This is a genomic window from Marinobacter sp. SS5-14b (assembly GCF_030541005.1).
Classification (GTDB): domain Bacteria; phylum Pseudomonadota; class Gammaproteobacteria; order Pseudomonadales; family Oleiphilaceae; genus Marinobacter.
Genome location: NZ_JASSVM010000001.1, coordinates 364,615 through 384,107, shown reverse-complemented (window position 1 = coordinate 384,107; position 19,493 = coordinate 364,615). Strand labels below are relative to the sequence as shown.

Here is a 19,493-nt window from a genome sequence, read left to right as displayed (position 1 = left end):
AACGCCCGGGCCATCAACGCTGGGGCTGACCAGCTTTGACTGCTTCCTCGTACTTCATCTTGGTCTCTTTCACCTTGGCCTGGGCAAGCACGTAGTCAACAACGGCTTCTTCCAGAACCACAGACTCAACCTGGCTCTTCTGGTCCGGGCTGCTGTTAAAGTGGGCAACCACCTCTTCAGGCTGCTCGTAGGTGGAAGCAATTTCCTGAATTTTTTCTTCAACTTTGGCGGCGTCTGCCTTCAGGTCATTCTTCTTCACAACTTCCTGGAACAGCAGACCGGTTTTAACACGGCGCTTGGCCTGGTCTTCAAAGATTTCCTTAGGCAGCTGCTGGAAATCGACCTGTCCGCCGAAACGCTGAACCGCTTCCTGGCGCAAACGATCAATTTCCTGATCAACCAAAGAAGCGGGTACGTCCAGCTCAGTGGTCTCCAGAAGACCTTCAACAACGTCGTTCTTGACCTTGTTGGAAACCGCCTGCTTCAGCTCACGTTCCATGTTCTTTTTCACTTCTTCACGGAACGCTGCTTCGTCTACAGCCTCAATGCCAAACTTCTGGAAAAACTCGGCGTTGAGCTCCGGCAACTGAGGCTCTTCTACCTTGTGAATCTTGATATCGAACTTGGCAGGCTTACCGGCCAGGTCTTGATTGTGGTAATCCTCAGGGAAGGTTACCTCGATCTCGAGGTCTTCACCGGCTTTACCGCCGACAATGGCCTTCTCGAAGCCCGGAATCATCTGATCTGAACCCAGCGTCAGGCGGTGCCCCTCAGCTGCGCCACCTTCAAATTCTTCACCATCAATGGAGCCTTTGAAATCGATGGTCACAATGTCCTTGTTCTTGGACTTGCGCTTCACTTCTTTCAACGGCGCCTGCTGACGACGCAGATTATCGATCATGGTTTCGATATCTTTATCAGTCACTTCGGCAACCGGCTTTTCAACGCTGACCTTGCTCAGATCACCCAGCTCGATTTCCGGGAGCACTTCAAAAATGGCCACGAACTCGAGGTCTTTACCCTCTTCCATGGTCTTCGGCTCAAACTTCGGCCAGCCCGCCGGATTGATGTCCTGCTCCTGCAGTGCCTTGATGTAATTGTCACGCATGACCTCGCCCACAATTTCCTGACGGACGCTGTCACCGAAACGACGCTTGACCACGCTCATGGGCACCTTACCAGGGCGGAAACCGTTCAGGCGTACAGTACGGGCAGTTTCCTGCAGGCGTTTCTGAACCGCCTGATCAATTTCCTGGGCGGGCACACCAATCGTCATGCGACGCTCGATGTTAGAGGTCGTTTCAACAGACACTTGCATGGAAGATCCTCAAATTACAGATTCTGTATGTGAATGAAAATTATAACAAAATCCCGAAAAGGGCTACTCACCCAAAAGGGACGCAAAATTAAAAGCCGGTAGTTTATCACGGTTTACCCTGCCGAGAGAATCACCCGACAAACCTGAATAGCGGTTTGAGACCAGCGCCACAACCGGATTAATTTAAAGATGGGGACAAATCAGAAAAAAGAAAGGGTGGTGCGAGAGGAGAGACTCGAACTCTCACAGGTTTCCCCGCTGGAACCTAAATCCAGTGCGTCTACCAATTCCGCCACTCTCGCGCATCCGGCCATATGCTGACATCTGACAACAGCACACGTGGACATCAAAACAGGGGAAAAGTGGGGTGGACGAAGGGGATCGAACCCTCGACCGCAGGAGTCACAATCCTGAGCTCTACCAACTGAGCTACGTCCACCACATCAGAAGAGTGCATTTGAGCACTGACATCTGTCTACTTCAACTTTGCTGGTTTGGCGATTTCGGTCCTGACCAGACCGACGACTCAATGGCGCGCCCGGCAGGACTCGAACCTGCGACCACCCGCTTAGAAGGCGGGTGCTCTATCCAGCTGAGCTACGGGCGCTTGACCGTTCGCCCACCTGAACATCCAGAAAATGGTCGGGGTAGAGAGATTCGAACTCCCGACATCCTGCTCCCAAAGCAGGCGCGCTACCAGACTGCGCTATACCCCGTTTAACTGAACAACAAGTGCTTCAGCAAAGTTGGCGCGCATATTACCGGCGCCTTGGGCATCCGTCAACACGGATTTTGAAAATTATCGATAATTCGTTGATTTTGATGATCAGCAGCTGCCCCGACATCACCCCGGTCTACACCCCTATCACCCGCAACATAACCCCGCTCCACGTTGGCGTTACTGCCGAAGCATGAGACAATGCCCAGCCTTCACTTCACCCTTATTCATGCCCAACCGACAAGATGGAATCATGAGCGCCAAACTGATAAACGGAAAAGAGATCGCCGCCCAAGTCCGGCAACGCGTAGCAACCGGCGTTGCAACCCGCATACAGAAAGGCCTCAGGGCGCCCGGCCTGGCGGTCATCCTGGTCGGCAACGATCCGGCCTCGCAAGTCTATGTCGGCAACAAGCGCAAAGCCTGCGATGAAGCGGGCGTACTGTCGCTATCTTATGACTTGCCGGAAGACACCTCTCAGGAAGCTCTGGAAACACTGGTCGATGAATTGAACGAGAACCCTGCCGTCGATGGCATCCTGGTCCAGCTCCCCCTGCCTTCGCACCTGGACGCTGACCCCATTCTGGTAAAGATTCGCCCTGACAAGGATGTAGACGGCTTCCACCCTTACAACATCGGGCGACTGATGCAACGCAAGCCTGCCCTGCGCCCCTGCACCCCTGCCGGTGTCATCACCCTGCTCGACTCCATTGACACCCCCTACAAGGGCCAGCACGCGGTAATTGTGGGCGCCTCCAACATTGTTGGCCGCCCCATGAGCATGGAACTGTTACTGAAAGGTGCCACCACAACGGTATGCCACCGCTTCACCAATAATCTCGAGAAGTTTGTCAGCGAAGCCGACATTCTGATCGCCGCGGTGGGCAAACCCGGCATCATCAAGGGCGAATGGGTGAAGCCCGGCGCCACGGTCATTGATGTGGGCATTAACCGCATGGAAGACGGCACACTGCGCGGCGACGTTGATTTCGAAGCAGCCTCTGAGCGCGCCGCTTACATCACACCGGTACCCGGAGGGGTTGGCCCGATGACCATTGCCACACTGCTGGAAAACACCCTTTACGCCGCAGACGAGCTGCACGAGGGTTGAAAAAAGACCCAACGACAAAAGATCTACCCCCACAAAAAACCCCGCCGAAGCGGGGTTTTTTGATACTGGAGCCTGTTACTGGCCCGCTTTCACCTTCAGGCGATAAGCGTGCAGCAGCGGCTCTGTGTAGCCGTTCGGCTGCTCACGACCCTTGAGAACCAGGTCCAGCGCTGCCTGGAAGGCGATGCCGTCAAAGTTCGGAGCCATGTTGCGATACGCCGGGTCACCCGAGTTCTGGCGATCCACTACCGCAGCCATGCGCTTCATGGTTTCCATGACCTGCTCTTCCGTGCAGATACCGTGGTACAACCAGTTGGTCAACAGCTGAGAAGAGATACGCAAGGTTGCACGATCTTCCATCAGACCAACGTCGTTGATGTCTGGCACCTTGGAGCAGCCAACACCCTGGTCAACCCAGCGCACAACATAGCCGAGGATGCCCTGGGCGTTGTTATCGAGCTCCTGCTGAATGTCTTCAGCGGTCAGCGAAGACGGATCATCCATCACCGGCACGGTCAGGATGTCGTCCAGCGCGGCGCGCTGACGGTTAGCCAGCTCTTTCTGCACATCAAAGACATTGACTTGATGATAGTGCGTGGCATGCAGAGTGGCGGCTGTCGGCGACGGAACCCAGGCAGTATTGGCGCCGGATTTCGGATGACCAATCTTGGCCTCCAACATACCGGCCATCAGGTCCGGCATGGCCCACATACCTTTACCAATCTGGGCAACACCTGAGAAACCGGTTTCCAGGCCAATGTCCACGTTCCACTGCTCGTAAGCATTGATCCAGGCAGCCTGCTTCATCTGACCTTTACGGATGAACGGCCCCAGCTCCATGGAGGTGTGCATTTCGTCACCGGTGCGATCCAGGAAACCGGTGTTGATGAAGACCGCACGCTCTTTGGCCGCATGGATACAGGCCTTCAGATTAACCGTGGTACGACGCTCCTCGTCCATGATCCCGACTTTCAGAGTAAAGCGGGGCAGGCCCAGAGCGTCTTCAACACGTCCGAAGAACTCGTTGGTAAACGCCACTTCTTCAGGGCCATGCATCTTCGGCTTAACAATGTACACAGAACCCTTGGTGCTGTTCTGGAACTGACCATTACCTTTGAGGTCGTGGATGGCAATCAGGGAGGTCAGCAGACCGTCCATCAGGCCTTCCGGAATTTCGTTGCCGTCTTGCAACAGGACAGCAGGATTGGTCATCAGATGACCCACGTTGCGCACAAACATCAAGCTGCGACCTTTCAGGGTCAGCTCGCCGCCGTCAGCCGCGGTATAGGTGCGGTCCGGATTCATACGGCGAGTCATCTGCTTGCCGCCTTTTTCGAAGGACTCTTGCAGGTCACACTTCATCAGGCCCAGCCAGTTTTTGTAGGCCAGAACCTTGTCTTCAGCGTCTACCGCCGCAACGGAATCTTCGCAATCCATGATGGTAGTCAGGGCAGACTCCATCAGAACATCTTTTACATGGGCACCGTCGTCTTTGCCAATTGGATGACTGGCATCGATCTGGATCTCAAAATGCATACCGTTCTTGACCAGCAACAGCCCGGTCGGCTCGCCCGCTGCACCGACATAGCCCACAAAACCGGACTCGTCTTTCAGCCCGGTTACTTCGCCGTTCTGCAGCTTGACTGCCAGCTTACCGCCATCCACATAGTACTTGGCAGCATCTTTATGGCTACCGGAAGCCAGGGGCGCAGAACTGTCCAGAAGGTTACGAGCCCACTCAATGACTTTTGCACCACGAACCGGGTTGTAGCCACGACCCTTCTCGGCACCGTTGTCCTCCGGCAGTGCATCCGTGCCGTAAAGAGCATCGTAGAGGCTACCCCAACGTGCGTTGGCAGCGTTCAGGGCGAAGCGGGCATTCATCACCGGCACAACCAGCTGCGGGCCGGCCATGGTGGCAATTTCCGGATCGACATTGGACGTGGAGATGCTGAAGTCGTCCGGCTCATTGACCAGATAACCAATGTCCTTCAGGAAGGACTTGTACTCAGCCATGTCCAGCTTCTGACCCTTGTGGTCACGGTTCCAGGTATCCAGTTTTTCCTGGATGGCATCACGCTTGGCAAGCAGTTCACGGTTGCGCGGGGCCAACTCGTTCACGATCTTGTCAAACTCGGCCCAGAATTTTTCAGCGTCAACACCGGTACCCGGGATCGCTTCGTTATTCACGAAATCATACAGATTCTTCGCGACCTGAATGCCGCCGATTTGTACGCGTTCTGTCATCGTTATCTGCCTCAATGGGTTATGTTTCCCGACTCCCCCTTTATGCACCTGACGATGCGGGGGCACTATGATTTGAGCGCCGCATTATACGTGAGAATCCCTATAAGGTCATTCCCGGGCAGCACAATGCGACTTTATGCGCAATTTTCAACTCAGCCGCGGCGCCAGGTGGTGCCTTCGCGGCTGTCATCCAGAACAATACCCTGCTCCAGCAACTCGTCCCGGATGCGGTCACCCTCGGCAAAATTCTTTGCTTTGCGGGCCTCCGCACGGGCCTGAATCATGGCCTCGATATCGGCCGCACTTAACTCACCCCCGGTATCCGCCTGGAAAAAAGCTTCCGGATCCTGTTGCAACAATCCCAGCACACCCCCCAGGCGAACAAGCACCGCAGCACTGCGCTTGGCCTGATCTTCGTTACCTTCCCGCCGGTAGTGATTGATGTCATTCGCCACCGCGTGCAGCACCGCAATGGCACCGGCCGTGTTGAAGTCATCATCCATCACTTCGGCAAACCGGCGGTCGTGATCGCCTTCCGGAACATCACTGTCTTTCGCCGGCGTGATACCGCGCAAGGCATGATAAAGCTTGGTAAGAGTGCGCCCCGCTTCGGCCAGACTGTCTTCCGAATAATCCACCTGGCTCCGGTAATGACTGGACACCAGGAAGTAACGCACCACTTCCGCCGGGTACTTTTCCAGGATTTCGCGAATGGTGAAAAAGTTGCCCAGGGACTTGGACATCTTCTCCTTATTCACCCGAATGGCACCGGCGTGCATCCAGGTGTGCACAAATTTATGGCCAGTGGCACACTCAGACTGAGCGATTTCGTTCTCATGATGGGGAAACAGCAAGTCCGGCCCACCGCCGTGGATATCAAACGTATCCCCGAGGCATTTGGTTGACATGGCTGAACACTCGATGTGCCAGCCCGGGCGCCCCTCACCCCAGGGTGAATCCCAGCTCACCTCGCCCGGCTTGGCCGCCTTCCACAAGGCAAAGTCCGCAGGGCTGCGCTTGGCTTCCTGCACCCCCACCCTGGCACCCGCCACCAGATCTTCCAGCTTCTTTTTGCTGAGCTTGCCGTAGTCCGAAAAGGAATCTACTGAGAAGTAGACATCGCCATTGTCTGCAGCATAGGCATGACCACTGCCAATCAACTTATGAATCATCGCGATGATTTCATCGATGAACGCCGTGGCTCTGGGCTCCTCGCTCGGCGACAGCACACCCAGGCGGGCCTCATCTTCATGCATCGCCTTGATCATGCGACCGGTGAGGTCAGAGTAGATTTCGCCGTTTTCATCGGCCCGGGCCAGGATTTTGTCATCAATATCGGTGATATTACGCACGTAGTGCACATCGTAACCGCGATGGCGCAGGTACCGGCTGATCACATCGAAAGCGACCAGCACCCGACCATGGCCCAGATGGCAATAGTCGTACACAGTCATGCCGCAGACGTACATGCGCACCTTGCCCGGCTCGATGGGCTTAAACTCTTCCTTTTGCTGCGTCAGCGTATTGTAGATACGCATTACTTGCCTCCCTTACCCCAGGAATCCCTCAAGGTGACAGTGCGATTGAATACCGGCTTGCCGGCACTGGCGGTCAGCTCCTGATCGCAGTAGAAGTACCCTTCGCGCTCGAACTGATACGGCAGGTCATTACGCGGCTCGGCCAGGCTCTTTTCTACTCTGGCACCTTTGAGGACCACCAGCGATTCCGGGTTCAGATGATCCATCAGATCACCCTCTTTATCGCTGTCTGGAGACTCGTGGTTGAACAGACGGTCGTAGAGATTAATGTCGGCTTCGACGCTGTCTGTTGCGGATACCCAATGGATGACGCCGTTGGGCTTGTAACCCTCGGGATTAACGCCCAGCGTATTGGCATCGTACTCGCACTTGAGCTCCACAATCTCCCCGCTGTCGTCGCGAATCACTTCCCGACAGGTCATCACATAGCCGCCACGCAGGCGTACTGCCTGGTCCGGCGCCAGCCGCTTCCATTTGCGCGGGGGCTCCATCTCGAAATCTTCCCGATCGATGTAAAGAGTCTGGCTCCAGGTCACTTCCCGCTCACCCATGCCGGGATCTTGTGGGTGCACCGGCAACACCAGGGTTTCAGATTTGTCGGCCGGGTAGTTGGTCAGCGTCACCTTGAGCGGGCGCATCACGCACATGGCGCGGGGCGCCCGGTTATTCAGGTCTTCGCGGATCGCGTACTCCAGCATGCCCACATCGACAGTACCGCCAGCCTTGTTAACGCCGATCATGTCACAGAAGGTGCGGATGGATTCCGGTGTGTAACCGCGGCGGCGCATACCGGAAATTGTCGGCATGCGCGGATCGTTCCAGCCATTGACGACACTCTCGTCGACCAGGCGCTTCAGTTTGCGTTTGCTGGTGATCGTGTAGTTCAGGTTGAGCCGGGCAAATTCGATCTGGCGCGGATGACACGGAATGGTGATGTTATCCAGCACCCAGTCGTACAGCGGGCGATGATCCTCAAACTCCAGCGTGCACAAAGAATGGGTGATAGCTTCCAGTGCGTCTGAGATCGGATGGGTAAAGTCGTACATCGGGTAGATGCACCATTTGTCGCCGGTCTGGTGGTGATCCGCGTAGCGAATCCGGTACAGAATCGGGTCCCGAAGGTTGATATTGGGAGACGCCATATCAATCTTCGCGCGCAACACCAGCTCCCCGTTCTGGAACTTGCCGGCACGCATGTCCCGGAACAGCTGCAGATTTTCCTCGACCGGACGATCCCGGTAAGGGCTGTTCCGACCGGGCTCTTTCAGAGAGCCCCGGTACTCTGCCATTTGCTCTGCATTCAGGGCACACACATAGGCCTTGCCATTTTCAATCAACTCTTCCGCAAAAGCGTACAGCTGATCGAAATAATCCGACGCGTAACGAACCTCATCGGCCCACTTGTATCCCAGCCACTCCACATCCTGCTTGATCGCGTCGATGTATTCCTGGCTTTCTTTTTCAGGGTTGGTGTCATCAAAACGCAGATTGCACTCACCCCCGAAGGTATCGGCAATGCCGAAGTTCAGGCAGATGGATTTGGCATGGCCAACGTGCAGGTAGCCGTTGGGCTCCGGCGGAAACCGGGTAACGACCTTGCCGGTGTGCTCACCCTTGGCGATGGCGTCTTCGATCAGGCTCTGAATAAAATTGTGGGCTTTCTTCGACTCGGCGCTCATACAATCTCTGTCAACGGGAATGGATCATGGAGGAGCTATTCAGAGGCTCCGTGTCGGGTAGGGACAGGCCATTACTGGCCCATCCCCCCCTAAGAACCGTACGTGCGAGTTTCCCCGCATACGGCTCAAGCCTATTTAAGTCAGGCCTTCGCCTGACCGGCAGCTCGCTCAGTAGAGCGCATTCTAATGCCGCTCCACTTAAGAGTCACCTTTGTTCCGCCCTGGCTATGAACCTGGGCGTGGCAGTTGGGATGAAGTAGTACCCGATTCTGTAAGGTATCGGGGCCGCCGTCCACACGTCGAATGATGTGATGGTCGTGCCAGCCTGTTACCTCCGTCACCGGTTGCCCACAGAGTGCACAGAGTCCTTTTTGCCGGATATACAGGCTCATGATCTGTTTACGGAAACGCAGTTTGTGCCGTTGCCGCTGAACTCTGAGAGCTTCCCACTTCAGTTCGTGCTCTACGTCATAGGGCTGATAATCAACCGGTAGACGTTTATGGCGCACGATGGGCGTTCCAGGCAGGTAATACAGTTCCCGGTAGGCCCTCTCCCCTCTGCGATTTATGTAGGGGTACGCAAATACCCGTTTCCGACCGCCTATGTGATGGAAGTATTTCTTCCTGATCCAATTAGCGGACTTATTCGGATGCCTGCGTTTTGCCCACCTCCAGAGTCGCCAGAAAATCAGATTTTCCAGTTTACTGAAGATTTCCTTCGCCACGACTGGGGAATGGTAACTGGCCCACCCCCGCAGTATCGGGTTCAGTTGCGCGATGAGCGCCTCTTGCGTTAGCGCGCCGCTGCTTTTAATGACATCGCTTACCCTCCGATAGAACGTTTTCACGCTCTTCTTTGAGGGCTTGATCAGCAGCTTTGGCTTCCGGTACGGCGATTTCGGCACATACTTTCTGAAATTCCACCCCAGAAAGTCGAACCCCTCGGTGATGTGAGTCAGGTGCGTTTTCGCTTGTGACAGTTCAACGCCTCGCTGTGCAAGGAATTGCTCTATCCAAGGCTTGATGACGTCCGCCAACAGCTCTTTGGAGTCTGCTAGTACGACGAAGTCATCCGCATACCGTATCACATGCACCTTTCTCTTCCCGGCTTTTGTTTTTCCAAGCTGATCAGCCAGATGGCATTTCAGTTGAGCTTCCAGGCCGTTCAGAGTGGCGTTTGCCAAGCTAGGCGAAATGATCCCGCCCTGTGGTGTTCCGGCTGTGGTAGCCGAGTACTGTTGCCGGTCGATAACCCCGGCTTTCAACCACTTTCTGAGGATTGCCTTGTCCATACAGACATTGCGACTCAGCCACTCATGGTTGATGTTGTCAAAGAACCCCTTGATGTCGGCTTCCAGAATCCACTGCGCACCGGTTTGCGGTGCCAGCAGATGGAAAAGCTCCACCATCGCGTCGGCCGTCGAGCGATCTGGTCGAAACCCATAGGATTTCGGATCGCTTGTGACCTCAACAACGGGTTCAAGGGCAAGGAGATGAAGCGCTTGCATGGCACGATCCAGCATGACTGGAATGCCAAGCGGACGCTTCTCCTTTTTGCCGGGCTTTGGAATCCATACCCGTTTTAGGGGCTTGGGTCGATAGCCGCGTTTCTCTGACAGACTTTGTACAGCACACCATTTGGCACTGGGCGTCCCCCAGGTGATACCGTCCACTCCGGGCGTTTTTTTGCCCTGGTTTTCGGTTACTCGTTTAACGGCCAAACATCGGCCGTAGAACGAGCTGACTAACAACCGTTGGAGGCGTTTTACCTTCCGCCAGTTTTCGTCTTTTGCCGCCTGCGCGATTCTCAACTGCGTTTTTCGAACAGTGGTTTCCACCGTGGCCCAAGGAACCTCTTGCCAAGATGTTACCCTGCTGCTGGAAGACGCAGACGTTTCTGGGTAAGCCAGATTTGTTTTCATACTGTCCTCCTTGAGGAATTTAAAGAATCCTCCGGAGGCAGATGTCCCCCGAGGGGGATATCTACCCCCTCGGGTTCGTTGCTTTAATCCTCGCCGAAATCGGCAAGTGTCATCACGCTAATAGACCAGGTGCACGTCAGCCATGGTTTCCCACGTCGGCGTGTTTCAGCCGCTATGCTCGCCATTACAGCCAGCCATTTGCTTTTTGCACCTTCCTACTCCTCACTCTGATCAGCTTCGCTTGCGCGTTGCCTGCCCTTTGCTGGGCCAGAGATCAGGGTTTCCACGTTCCCTGTCTGTCACCAATCCATCCCCGTAGGTTCCATCTATCCACCGGCGGTTCTTCGGTACCGCATCACTTAGTTCCACAGTAATGACCAACCGCGTTGCCGATTTTTGGCTGGGGCCGATAATCGCCGTAGGCCCGTCAATAGTTACGATGGGTTTGTCGATGATTCACATGTGTTAACCGTAGGGAGGGGTCACTAGCCGCACCAACTCCGTGCGATTCGGAGTTGATATCCATCTCGTCGCCGAGTTGGATAATCTCTGGGAATGCGACATTGTCAGACGGGCTTCACACCATCGGGTTGGCCCCAATAGCATGCCGTCGTAGTGAACTCGCAGGTACATGCGAGGATCCGATACCTTTCGCCAGGCAGGCGATCAGCCGGACATTAACAGACAGAGCTTTCGCTCCGCGTGGTTGGATACTAAGCACTCAAGTCTCGCGACTTTAGAGACATTGCACTCAGCAACCTATTTAGAGGGCGCACGAACCCCGTAGGGGTCGTGATCCCCTATAGGTAGGGCTTCGTACTCTGTAACAATTTTTTACAAAAAATTGTCCTTCAGCTTTAAGAAATCACGAAAATCGATCACTTATTGATCGGATAGCCGTAGATTTCTTGTATCGGATGGTCCGATATTTTTCCTGAGCTGTTCGCCCAGTTTAGCTATTCAGCTATGCTTAGTATGCTATTTTCGGCTTCAAATCATTGAATATCAATGATTTCTGGTGCCAAGGCTAGCTACCACCAATCACACGACACGATAACGTGTCGCACGAAACCGTCTATTATACTCACAAATCCGCACAGGACTCATGTACAGGACGAAACTCTTGCGTACAATAGTTCCTTTAATCACTTCTATCCCAATTTACAGGAAACCCTGATGATTCTGCTGAAAACCAATCTCGGTGATATCAAACTCGAACTCGACTACGAAAACGCACCGGAAACCGCAAAAAACTTCGAGCAGTATGTTCGTGACGGTTTCTACGACGGTCTGATTTTTCACCGTGTGATCAGCAATTTCATGATTCAGGGCGGCGGCTTTGAGCCAGGCATGACCCCGCGCAAAACCCGCGATCCTATCCAGAACGAAGCCGACAACGGGCTGAGCAACAAAAACGGCACCGTCGCCATGGCACGCACCATGGACCCGCACTCCGCCACCGCCCAGTTCTTCATCAACGTTCAAGACAACGGATTTCTGGATCACACGGCCAAGAATGCCGAGGGCTGGGGCTACTGCGTATTCGGCAAGGTAGTGGATGGCATGGACACCGTAAACCAGATCCGTGCCGTACGCACCACCATGAACGCCGGCCACCAGGACGTTCCGTTCGAAGATGTGGTTATCGAAAAAGCTGAGGTCCTGGAGGACGCGTGACCACGCTGTTTATCTCCGATTTACACCTGGAAGAAGCGCGTCCGGACATTACGGACGCGTTTCTGGCCTTCCTGAAAACCCGAGCCATGAGCGTTGAGCAGCTGTACATTCTGGGCGACTTCTTTGAAGCCTGGATTGGCGACGATGAGCGCACACCGCTTCAGGAGCAGGTGGCCCAGGCCTTGAAGGCCGTCAGCGACAGCGGCACGCGAATTTTCCTGATGCACGGCAATCGCGACTTCCTGATCGGCGAAGACTTCTGCCACCGAGCCGGTGCCACTCTGCTGGATGACCCCACCGTGATCGACCTGTACGGCACCCCCGCCCTGTTGATGCACGGCGACAGCTTGTGTACCGCGGATGTGGAATACCAGAAATTCCGGGCTAACATGCGCAACCCGCAGATGCAGAAAATGATGCTGGCGCGACCCCTGAAAGATCGACAACAGATGGCTCGCCAGTTGCGCGAACTGTCCACGGCGAAAAACCAGGGCAAGGCAGAGGCCATCATGGACGTCACACCGGAAGAAGTGATCAGAGAGCTGGAAGATCACGGCGTTCAGCTGATGATTCACGGCCACACACACCGGCCGGCTATCCATCAGCTGGAGGCGAACGGCCAGGACGCCCGACGAATTGTCCTGGGCGACTGGGACCGCCACGTTTGGTGGCTCGAAGCAACATCCAGCCAAGCACCCGAGCTGAAAAAAGCCCCGCTATGAGCCTGAGCTGCTGACCGGCTCCTTATAGGTTTCCAGCCGCTTGAGCCAGCCCGGCAGCCAACGCTCCCGCTCGATGGCTGCCTCGGCATTCTCCGCTCGCCGGGCAAGCACCCGGCCTGCGGCTTCCCGAAAGGCATCCAGCACCGACTGCTCTGCCGCTGGCTCCATCTCCAACAGAACCTGCAACAGCCCCCAACCCTGCCCGCGATACCTTTCGGATTCTGCCAGCCCCTCGCCCTTGAAATTGACGTAATCCATCAGCGCGTAGACCCCGCCCGGCGTGACACTGAGGGCTTCAAGATACGCTTTGACCGATTCCCGCTCGGGCTCCGGCGCTGCGGCAATCACCTTGTCCAGGGAGGCCCGGGCACGACGGAAGATAAACTCCGCCTGCAAACCCTGGGTTCCGGCCAGAAACTCTCGCAACTCCGCGACGTCGGTGGAATCTTCTGACGCCTGAAACGCCTCCCGGTCGGGCCAGGGTGCATCAAAGGGTTCCAGGCCGCGCAGCCAGTCCGGCACCGGCACCTGACGTTGAACCATGTACCGGACCAACTGAGGAAAGCTCTCTGTAAACCGCCCGTCTACCCCTGACGGATACCAGATAAAGTGACCAATCCCGAGGGACGGAAAAGCCTCGCCTTCATTCCAGTGCACCAGGCAGTCCAGCTTACCGGCGCATTCATTCTGGAAGATTTTCTGCCCTACCCAGTCCAGCTGGGCCGGCTTCAGCGCCAGCGAAATATCAGCCCCGGCCGGTTCAACCATCGGCTCAGAGCGCTGATTCGCCGGCTGATCGGGGCCGGAATCACAACCGGCCACCCCCAATACAGCCAATAGCACCGAGATCGGAATTGCCTGCCTCACTCGCTTCCCCCTTCCGCAAAAGTCACCTGTCGCCTCTGGCCTGATGATACAGATCGTACCCCAGAGCCACACCCAAAAGCAGGTTATGATTAATACAGAAAACCCCCTGAACCAAAGGCCCAGAGGGTTTCATAATCTTGTCATCTGAGCCCGGGGATTACTGCTCTACAAAGGCCCGCTCGATGACGTAATGGCCCATATCTCCGCCACGAGCTTCCTTAAAGCCCTTATTATCCAGAATGGCACAGGTGTCCTTAAGCATACTCGGGCTGCCGCAGATCATGAACCGGTCCTGCTCGATATCAAAATCCGGCAAGCCCAGATCCCGGGTGATCTTGTTGGTTTCCATGGCATCGGTGAGCCGGCCCTGATTGCGGAAAGGCTCGCGGGTCACCGTGGGATAGTACAGCAACTTACCCTGCACCATCTCACCAAAGAATTCGTTGTCTGGCAGTCCCTCGATCTCACCCTGGTACGCCAACTCGGAAATGTAGCGAACACCGTGCGTCAGGATCACCCGGTCAAAAGCCTCGTAGACCTCCGGGTCTTTGATGATACTCATGAACGGTGCCAGCCCGGTGCCGGTGCTGATCAACCAAAGATTCCGGCCAGGTAGCAGGTTGTCCAACACCAAAGTGCCGGTGGGCTTGCGACTGACCAGAATTTCATCACCCACTTTGATCTGCTGCAGGCGTGAGGTCAGCGGGCCATCAGGCACCTTGATCGAGAAGAACTCCAGCTCTTCCTCGTAATTGGCACTGGCAATGCTGTAGGCACGCATCAGCGGTTTGCCGTCGGTTTCCAGCCCGATCATGACAAAGTGCCCGTTTTTGAAGCGGAAGCCCGGGTCCCGACTGGTCTTGAAACTGAACAAGGTATCGTTCCAGTGATGGACACTGGTTACCGTTTCTTTCATCAGGTTGCTCATGGGAGCCCTCTCAAGGTCAGGATCTTTCAATGTTTAGTCTGCGTACAGTTTACGCTTTTGCTTGAAATCGACAAAACAGGATGTTTTCATAATGCTATTCGATTTTACAAATAAGACAAACTCAACCTGCCGGGTCAATCATGAAATACAGTTTTCGTCAGCTTGAAGTTTTTCTGGCCGCCGCCCATTTCCAGAACATCACCCGGGCCGCCGATTCGCTTTCAATGTCCCAGTCGGCTGCCAGCAGCGCCCTCAAAGAACTGGAAAGCCAGTTCGACATCCAGCTCTTTGACCGCGTTGGCAAGCGCTTGCAACTGAATGAACTGGGCCGGCTCTACCGGCCGAAAGCTGAAGCTTTGCTGGCGCAAGCCACCGAACTGGAGCAAGCCTTCAGCAAGCACTCCGAAGTGGGCGCCCTGAAAGTGGGTGCAACACTCACCATAGGTAACTATCTGGCCGTTGGCGTGATGGCCCAATACATGAATACGCCTACCCGGCCGAAAGTATCTCTGGAAGTAGCCAATACCAGCACTATCGCCAGACGTGTACAGGATTTTGAACTGGATATCGGCCTTATTGAGGGCGAACTGCAGGCCTCGGAACTGGAAGTGATACCCTGGCGGGAAGACCAGCTGGTCGCATTTTGCTCACCTACTCACCCGCTGGCTAAAAAGAAAGCGCTGACCGACGACGACCTCCGGCAGGCTGTCTGGATCATGCGGGAGCAGGGCTCGGGCACTCGTCAGAGTTTCGAACGCGGCATGCATGGACTGCTGCCGGACCTGAACGTACTCCTAGAGCTGGAGCATACCGAAGCCATCAAGCGAGCCGTAGAAGCAGATCTGGGCATTGGCTGCCTGTCAAAAGTAGTCCTGGCGGACGCTTTCAAACGTGGCAGCCTGGTGCCACTTGCGGTCCCCAGGCACAGGACATTTGATCGGCAGTTCTACTTCATATTGCACAAACAGAAATACCGCAGCGCAGGGATAGCCCGCTGGATGTCGCTCTGCAAGGCGCTTTAGCTTGCCTTTACCGGGCCGCTGTGAAACCGAAATTCGGAATCCGGCGCTTCAATCAGCTTTTGTTCGATGGCCATAAACTCCGCCACCCGCTCATCCACCGGACCGCCATTGGCCTGTACCGCCAGCGTCAGGTAATCCTGGTAATGCCGGGCTTCGGATTTCAGCAGGCTGTTGTAGAACTCTGCCAGCTTCTCATCCAGGTGTGGTGCCAGGGCAGCAAAGCGCTCGCAGGAGCGGGCTTCTATGATGGCACCAACGATCAACACATCCACCAAACGGCCCGGGTCGTCCTTGCGCACGAGCTCCCTGAGCCCGGCCGCATAGCGAGAAGGCGTCAAATGAGTGTAGGCCACGCCCCGCTTGACCATGATCGCCAACACCTGTTCAAAATGCCGCAACTCCTCTCTTGCCAGCCGCGACATCTTGTTGAGCAGATTGGTGTTGTCCACATACCGATACATCAGGCTAAGCGCGGTTGAAGCCGCCTTCTTCTCGCAGTGTGCATGATCAATCAGCAGCAACTCTTGATTAGCCAATGCATTCTCAATCCAGGTTGCCGGCGTTCGGCAAGGTAAAAAATCATGTATCTCTTGCAGGGCGTCGCTCATATCATCCGATCGGGTCAGGTTCAGGAAAGCGCGCAGTATAGCGCAGGTACCAGATCCCTCCGACCTCTGTCCAACTTAACTTTGTAAGTGCTTTCCTATAGAATGCAGCGCCGGATCAAGGTGTCTCTGAATAAATCCTGAAACCCCATCAGCGATTTGAGGCGTTATTCAGAGGCTCCTGCGGCCTTTTCGCCAAAAAACTCCCGCCAGGCATTGTGCCAACGGCGAGGGACATTCCAACTGATGAGGGTCCATATCGTGTTAGAAGCCTACCGTGAACACGTTGCTGAACGTGAAGCCCTGGGTATTCCCCCCAAGCCCCTGAACCCCGAGCAGACTGCGGGTCTGATCGAATTGCTGAAGAACCCGCCGGCCGGTGAAGAAGCCACCCTGGTTGACCTGCTGGAAAACCGCGTTCCACCGGGCGTGGACGAAGCCGCTTACGTAAAAGCCGCTTTCCTGACCGCCATTGTTAAAGGTGAAGCAGCGTCTCCGCTGATCGACAGCAAAAAAGCCGTACAGCTGCTGGGCATGATGCAGGGCGGCTACAACATTGCCACTCTGGTTGATCTGCTGGACAACGCTGAACTGGCCGAGCTGGCTGGTGAAGAACTCAAGCACACCCTGCTGATGTTCGACGCGTTCAACGACGTGAAAGAAAAGATGGACGCCGGCAACGCCGTTGCCAAGTCTGTTGTTGAGTCCTGGGCCAACGCCGAGTGGTTCACCAACAAGAACAAGGTTTCCGAAAGCACCAAGATGGTGGTGTTCAAGGTCACCGGCGAAACCAACACCGACGACCTGTCCCCAGCTCCGGATGCCTGGTCCCGCCCGGACATCCCGCTGCACGCCCGCGCTGCCTATAAAATGGAACGCGACGGCCTGAAGCCAGAAGAGCCCGGCGTGACTGGCCCGATGAGCCAGATCGACGAAATCAAGGCCAAGGGTCTGCCGGTTGCCTTCGTAGGTGACGTAGTCGGTACCGGTTCTTCCCGTAAGTCTGCCACAAACTCTGTTCTGTGGTTCTTCGGTGACGACATCCCGGGCGTGCCGAACAAGCGTGCCGGCGGTGTCTGTATCGGTAACAAGGTTGCCCCGATCTTCTTCAACACCATGGAAGATGCCGGCGCCCTGGTTTTCGAAGCACCCGTAGACAACATGAACATGGGCGACGTGATCGAAATCCGCCCGTACGAAGGCAAGATCCTGAACGAAGCCGGCGAGACCATCTCCGAGTTCAAGTTCAAGTCTGACGTCATCCTGGACGAAGTTCAGGCCGGCGGCCGTATCCCGCTGATCATCGGCCGTGGCCTGACCGCCAAAGCCCGCACCGCACTGGGCATGGGCGCTACCGACCTGTTCCGCCTGCCGAAAGATCCGGAAGCCGGCACCAAGGGCTTCACCCTGGGCCAGAAGATGGTCGGCAAGGCCTGTGGTCTGGATGAAGGCCAGGGCGTGCGCCCGGGCACTTACTGCGAGCCGCACATGACCACCGTTGGCTCCCAGGACACTACTGGCCCGATGACCCGTGATGAGCTGAAAGACCTGGCGTGTCTGGGCTTCCAGGCTGACCTGGTGATGCAGTCGTTCTGTCACACCGCCGCTTATCCGAAGCCGGTTGACGTTGAAATGCAGCACACCATGCCGGACTTCATTCGTACCCGTGGTGGTGTTTCCCTGCGTCCGGGCGACGGCATCATCCACTCCTGGCTGAACCGCATGCTGCTGCCAGATACCGTGGGCACCGGTGGTGACTCCCACACCCGTTTCCCGATGGGCATCTCCTTCCCGGCCGGTTCTGGCCTGGTAGCGTTTGCTGCAGCCACCGGTGTTATGCCGCTGGATATGCCGGAATCGGTTCTGGTTCGCTTCAAAGGCGAAATGCAGCCGGGCATCACCCTGCGTGACCTGGTACACGCTATTCCGCTGTACGGCATCAAGCAAGGCATGCTGACCGTTGAGAAGAAGGGCAAGATCAACGAATTCTCCGGTCGTATCCTGGAAATCGAAGGTCTGGAGCACCTGACCGTCGAACAGGCGTTCGAGCTGTCTGACGCCTCTGCTGAGCGCTCCGCAGCCGGTTGCACCATCAACCTGTCTGAAGAGTCCGTGGCCGAGTACCTGCGCTCCAACATCACCATGCTGCGCTGGATGATTGCCGAAGGTTACGGCGATCCGCGTACCCTGGAGCGTCGCGCCCAGCAGATGGAAGCTTGGCTGGCTGATCCGAAGCTGATGCGTGCGGATGCAGACGCAGAATACGCCCACGTGGTCGAAATCGACCTGGCCGATATCAAAGAGCCGATCGTGTGCTGCCCGAACGACCCGGACGATGCGAGGTTCCTGTCCGAAGTGGCTGGCGACAAAGTCGACGAAGTGTTCATCGGCTCCTGCATGACCAACATCGGTCACTTCCGTGCCGCTGGTAAGCTGCTGGAGCAGCACAAAGGCGCCCTGACCACCCGTCTGTGGATGTCTCCACCCACCAAGATGGACCAGGCCCAGCTGATGGAAGAAGGCTATTTCAATACCTACGGCACCGCCGGTGTTCGCACCGAGATGCCGGGTTGCTCCCTGTGCATGGGTAACCAGGCACGTGTAGCGGCGAAGTCGACTGTTCTGTCTACCTCGACCCGTAACTTCCCGAACCGTCTGGGCGATGGTGCCAACGTGTACCTGACCTCTGCGGAACTGGCAGCTGTGGGCGCGGTACTGGGCAAACTCCCGACTCCGGCGGAGTACATGGAGTACGCCAAGGACCTGAACAGCATGTCGAAAGAGATCTACAAGTATCTCAGCTTCGACAAGATGGACGAGTACACCAAGAAGGCGTCTGAGGCTTCTGTAGCCTAAGCCACTTCTTGTAGCTTGTCTGAAACGCCAGCCTTCGGGCTGGCGTTTTTTTTGTGCCTTGGTGTCAGGCAACCGGAATTCCGGCTCTGGAGCTTTGCCGGCCCCGCGGAGGGGGGAGTCTTTTCTTCCGGGAAAAACAACTCGCTTCGCTCAGACATCTTTTTCCCTGCAGAAAAGACTCCCCCCACCCCGTGGCCAGCTCTGAACCATGTGTGGGTTTCAGGCATAAAAAAAGGGCTCCCCGCAGGGAGCCCTTATCAGAACACTGACTTTAATCAGCGGA

13 protein-coding genes and 4 tRNA genes are annotated in these 19,493 nt (G+C 55.8%); 5 read left to right on the top strand and 12 right to left on the bottom strand.

Annotated features, from left to right (window positions below):
- Positions 1-13 precede the first annotated feature (13 nt).
- The 5 genes from tig to QPL95_RS01720 form a co-directional block, all read right to left on the bottom strand.
- Positions 14-1,318 (bottom strand): trigger factor, encoded by a 1,305-nt coding sequence (gene tig / locus QPL95_RS01740; RefSeq protein ID WP_303289285.1) that lies wholly within the window; start codon positions 1,316-1,318, stop codon positions 14-16.
- Positions 1,319-1,535: 217 nt separating this feature from the next.
- Positions 1,536-1,620: transfer RNA gene (locus QPL95_RS01735), tRNA-Leu, on the bottom strand.
- 61 nt (positions 1,621-1,681) lie between these two features.
- A tRNA-His gene (locus tag QPL95_RS01730) sits at positions 1,682-1,757 on the bottom strand.
- A gap of 91 nt (positions 1,758-1,848) precedes the next feature.
- A tRNA-Arg gene (locus tag QPL95_RS01725) sits at positions 1,849-1,925 on the bottom strand.
- Between the two features lie 32 nt (positions 1,926-1,957).
- A tRNA-Pro gene (locus QPL95_RS01720) sits at positions 1,958-2,034 on the bottom strand.
- Between the two features lie 255 nt (positions 2,035-2,289).
- Here QPL95_RS01720 and folD point away from each other — a divergent pair.
- Entirely contained in the window at positions 2,290-3,147 is an 858-nt protein-coding gene (gene folD, locus QPL95_RS01715; protein ID WP_303289284.1) for a bifunctional methylenetetrahydrofolate dehydrogenase/methenyltetrahydrofolate cyclohydrolase FolD, read from the top strand.
- Between the two features lie 75 nt (positions 3,148-3,222).
- Here the strand turns inward: folD and QPL95_RS01710 are convergent, their stop codons facing one another.
- From QPL95_RS01710 to ltrA, 4 genes are all read right to left on the bottom strand, one after another.
- Positions 3,223-5,394: a malate synthase G gene (locus tag QPL95_RS01710; RefSeq protein ID WP_303289282.1), complete on the bottom strand. Its 2,172-nt coding sequence runs from the start codon at positions 5,392-5,394 to the stop codon at positions 3,223-3,225.
- A gap of 152 nt (positions 5,395-5,546) precedes the next feature.
- A complete protein-coding gene (gene cysS, locus QPL95_RS01705; RefSeq protein WP_303289281.1) occupies positions 5,547-6,932 on the bottom strand; it encodes a cysteine--tRNA ligase in 1,386 nt (461 codons plus the stop codon).
- On the bottom strand, positions 6,932-8,611 hold the full coding sequence (locus QPL95_RS01700) for a glutamine--tRNA ligase/YqeY domain fusion protein (RefSeq protein WP_303289280.1): 1,680 nt from the start codon (positions 8,609-8,611) through the stop codon (positions 6,932-6,934). The genes cysS and QPL95_RS01700 overlap by 1 nt, the downstream gene beginning before the upstream one ends.
- A 140-nt stretch (positions 8,612-8,751) precedes the next feature.
- Complete coding sequence (gene ltrA / locus QPL95_RS01695) at positions 8,752-10,533, bottom strand: group II intron reverse transcriptase/maturase (RefSeq protein WP_022988056.1); 1,782 nt, start codon at positions 10,531-10,533, stop codon at positions 8,752-8,754.
- Between the two features lie 1,176 nt (positions 10,534-11,709).
- Here ltrA and QPL95_RS01690 point away from each other — a divergent pair.
- Positions 11,710-12,210: a peptidylprolyl isomerase gene (locus QPL95_RS01690; RefSeq protein WP_303289279.1), complete on the top strand. Its 501-nt coding sequence runs from the start codon at positions 11,710-11,712 to the stop codon at positions 12,208-12,210.
- Complete coding sequence (lpxH, locus tag QPL95_RS01685; protein WP_303289278.1) at positions 12,207-12,932, top strand: UDP-2,3-diacylglucosamine diphosphatase; 726 nt, start codon at positions 12,207-12,209, stop codon at positions 12,930-12,932. The genes QPL95_RS01690 and lpxH overlap by 4 nt, the downstream gene beginning before the upstream one ends.
- On the opposite strand, the gene QPL95_RS01680 is transcribed toward lpxH, so the two are convergent.
- Entirely contained in the window at positions 12,927-13,700 is a 774-nt protein-coding gene (locus QPL95_RS01680) for a hypothetical protein (protein ID WP_303289717.1), read from the bottom strand. The genes lpxH and QPL95_RS01680 overlap by 6 nt on opposite strands.
- Positions 13,701-13,956: 256 nt before the next feature.
- Positions 13,957-14,727, bottom strand: coding sequence for a ferredoxin--NADP reductase (locus QPL95_RS01675; protein WP_303289277.1), 771 nt, complete (start codon positions 14,725-14,727; stop codon positions 13,957-13,959).
- Positions 14,728-14,867: 140 nt separating this feature from the next.
- Between QPL95_RS01675 and QPL95_RS01670 the strand changes: the two genes are divergently transcribed.
- Positions 14,868-15,749 carry a LysR family transcriptional regulator gene (locus tag QPL95_RS01670; protein WP_303289276.1) on the top strand — a complete coding sequence of 294 codons (882 nt, stop codon included), beginning with the start codon at positions 14,868-14,870 and terminating at the stop codon, positions 15,747-15,749.
- On the opposite strand, the gene QPL95_RS01665 is transcribed toward QPL95_RS01670, so the two are convergent.
- Positions 15,746-16,357, bottom strand: a complete 612-nt coding sequence (locus tag QPL95_RS01665; protein ID WP_303289275.1) for a tRNA-(ms[2]io[6]A)-hydroxylase — start codon at positions 16,355-16,357, stop codon at positions 15,746-15,748. The two genes, QPL95_RS01670 and QPL95_RS01665, sit on opposite strands and share 4 nt — an antisense overlap.
- 258 nt (positions 16,358-16,615) lie before the next feature.
- On the opposite strand from QPL95_RS01665, the gene QPL95_RS01660 reads away from it, so the two are divergent.
- Positions 16,616-19,210 (top strand): bifunctional aconitate hydratase 2/2-methylisocitrate dehydratase, encoded by a 2,595-nt coding sequence (locus QPL95_RS01660; protein WP_303289716.1) that lies wholly within the window; start codon positions 16,616-16,618, stop codon positions 19,208-19,210.
- Positions 19,211-19,493: the final 283 nt, after the last annotated feature.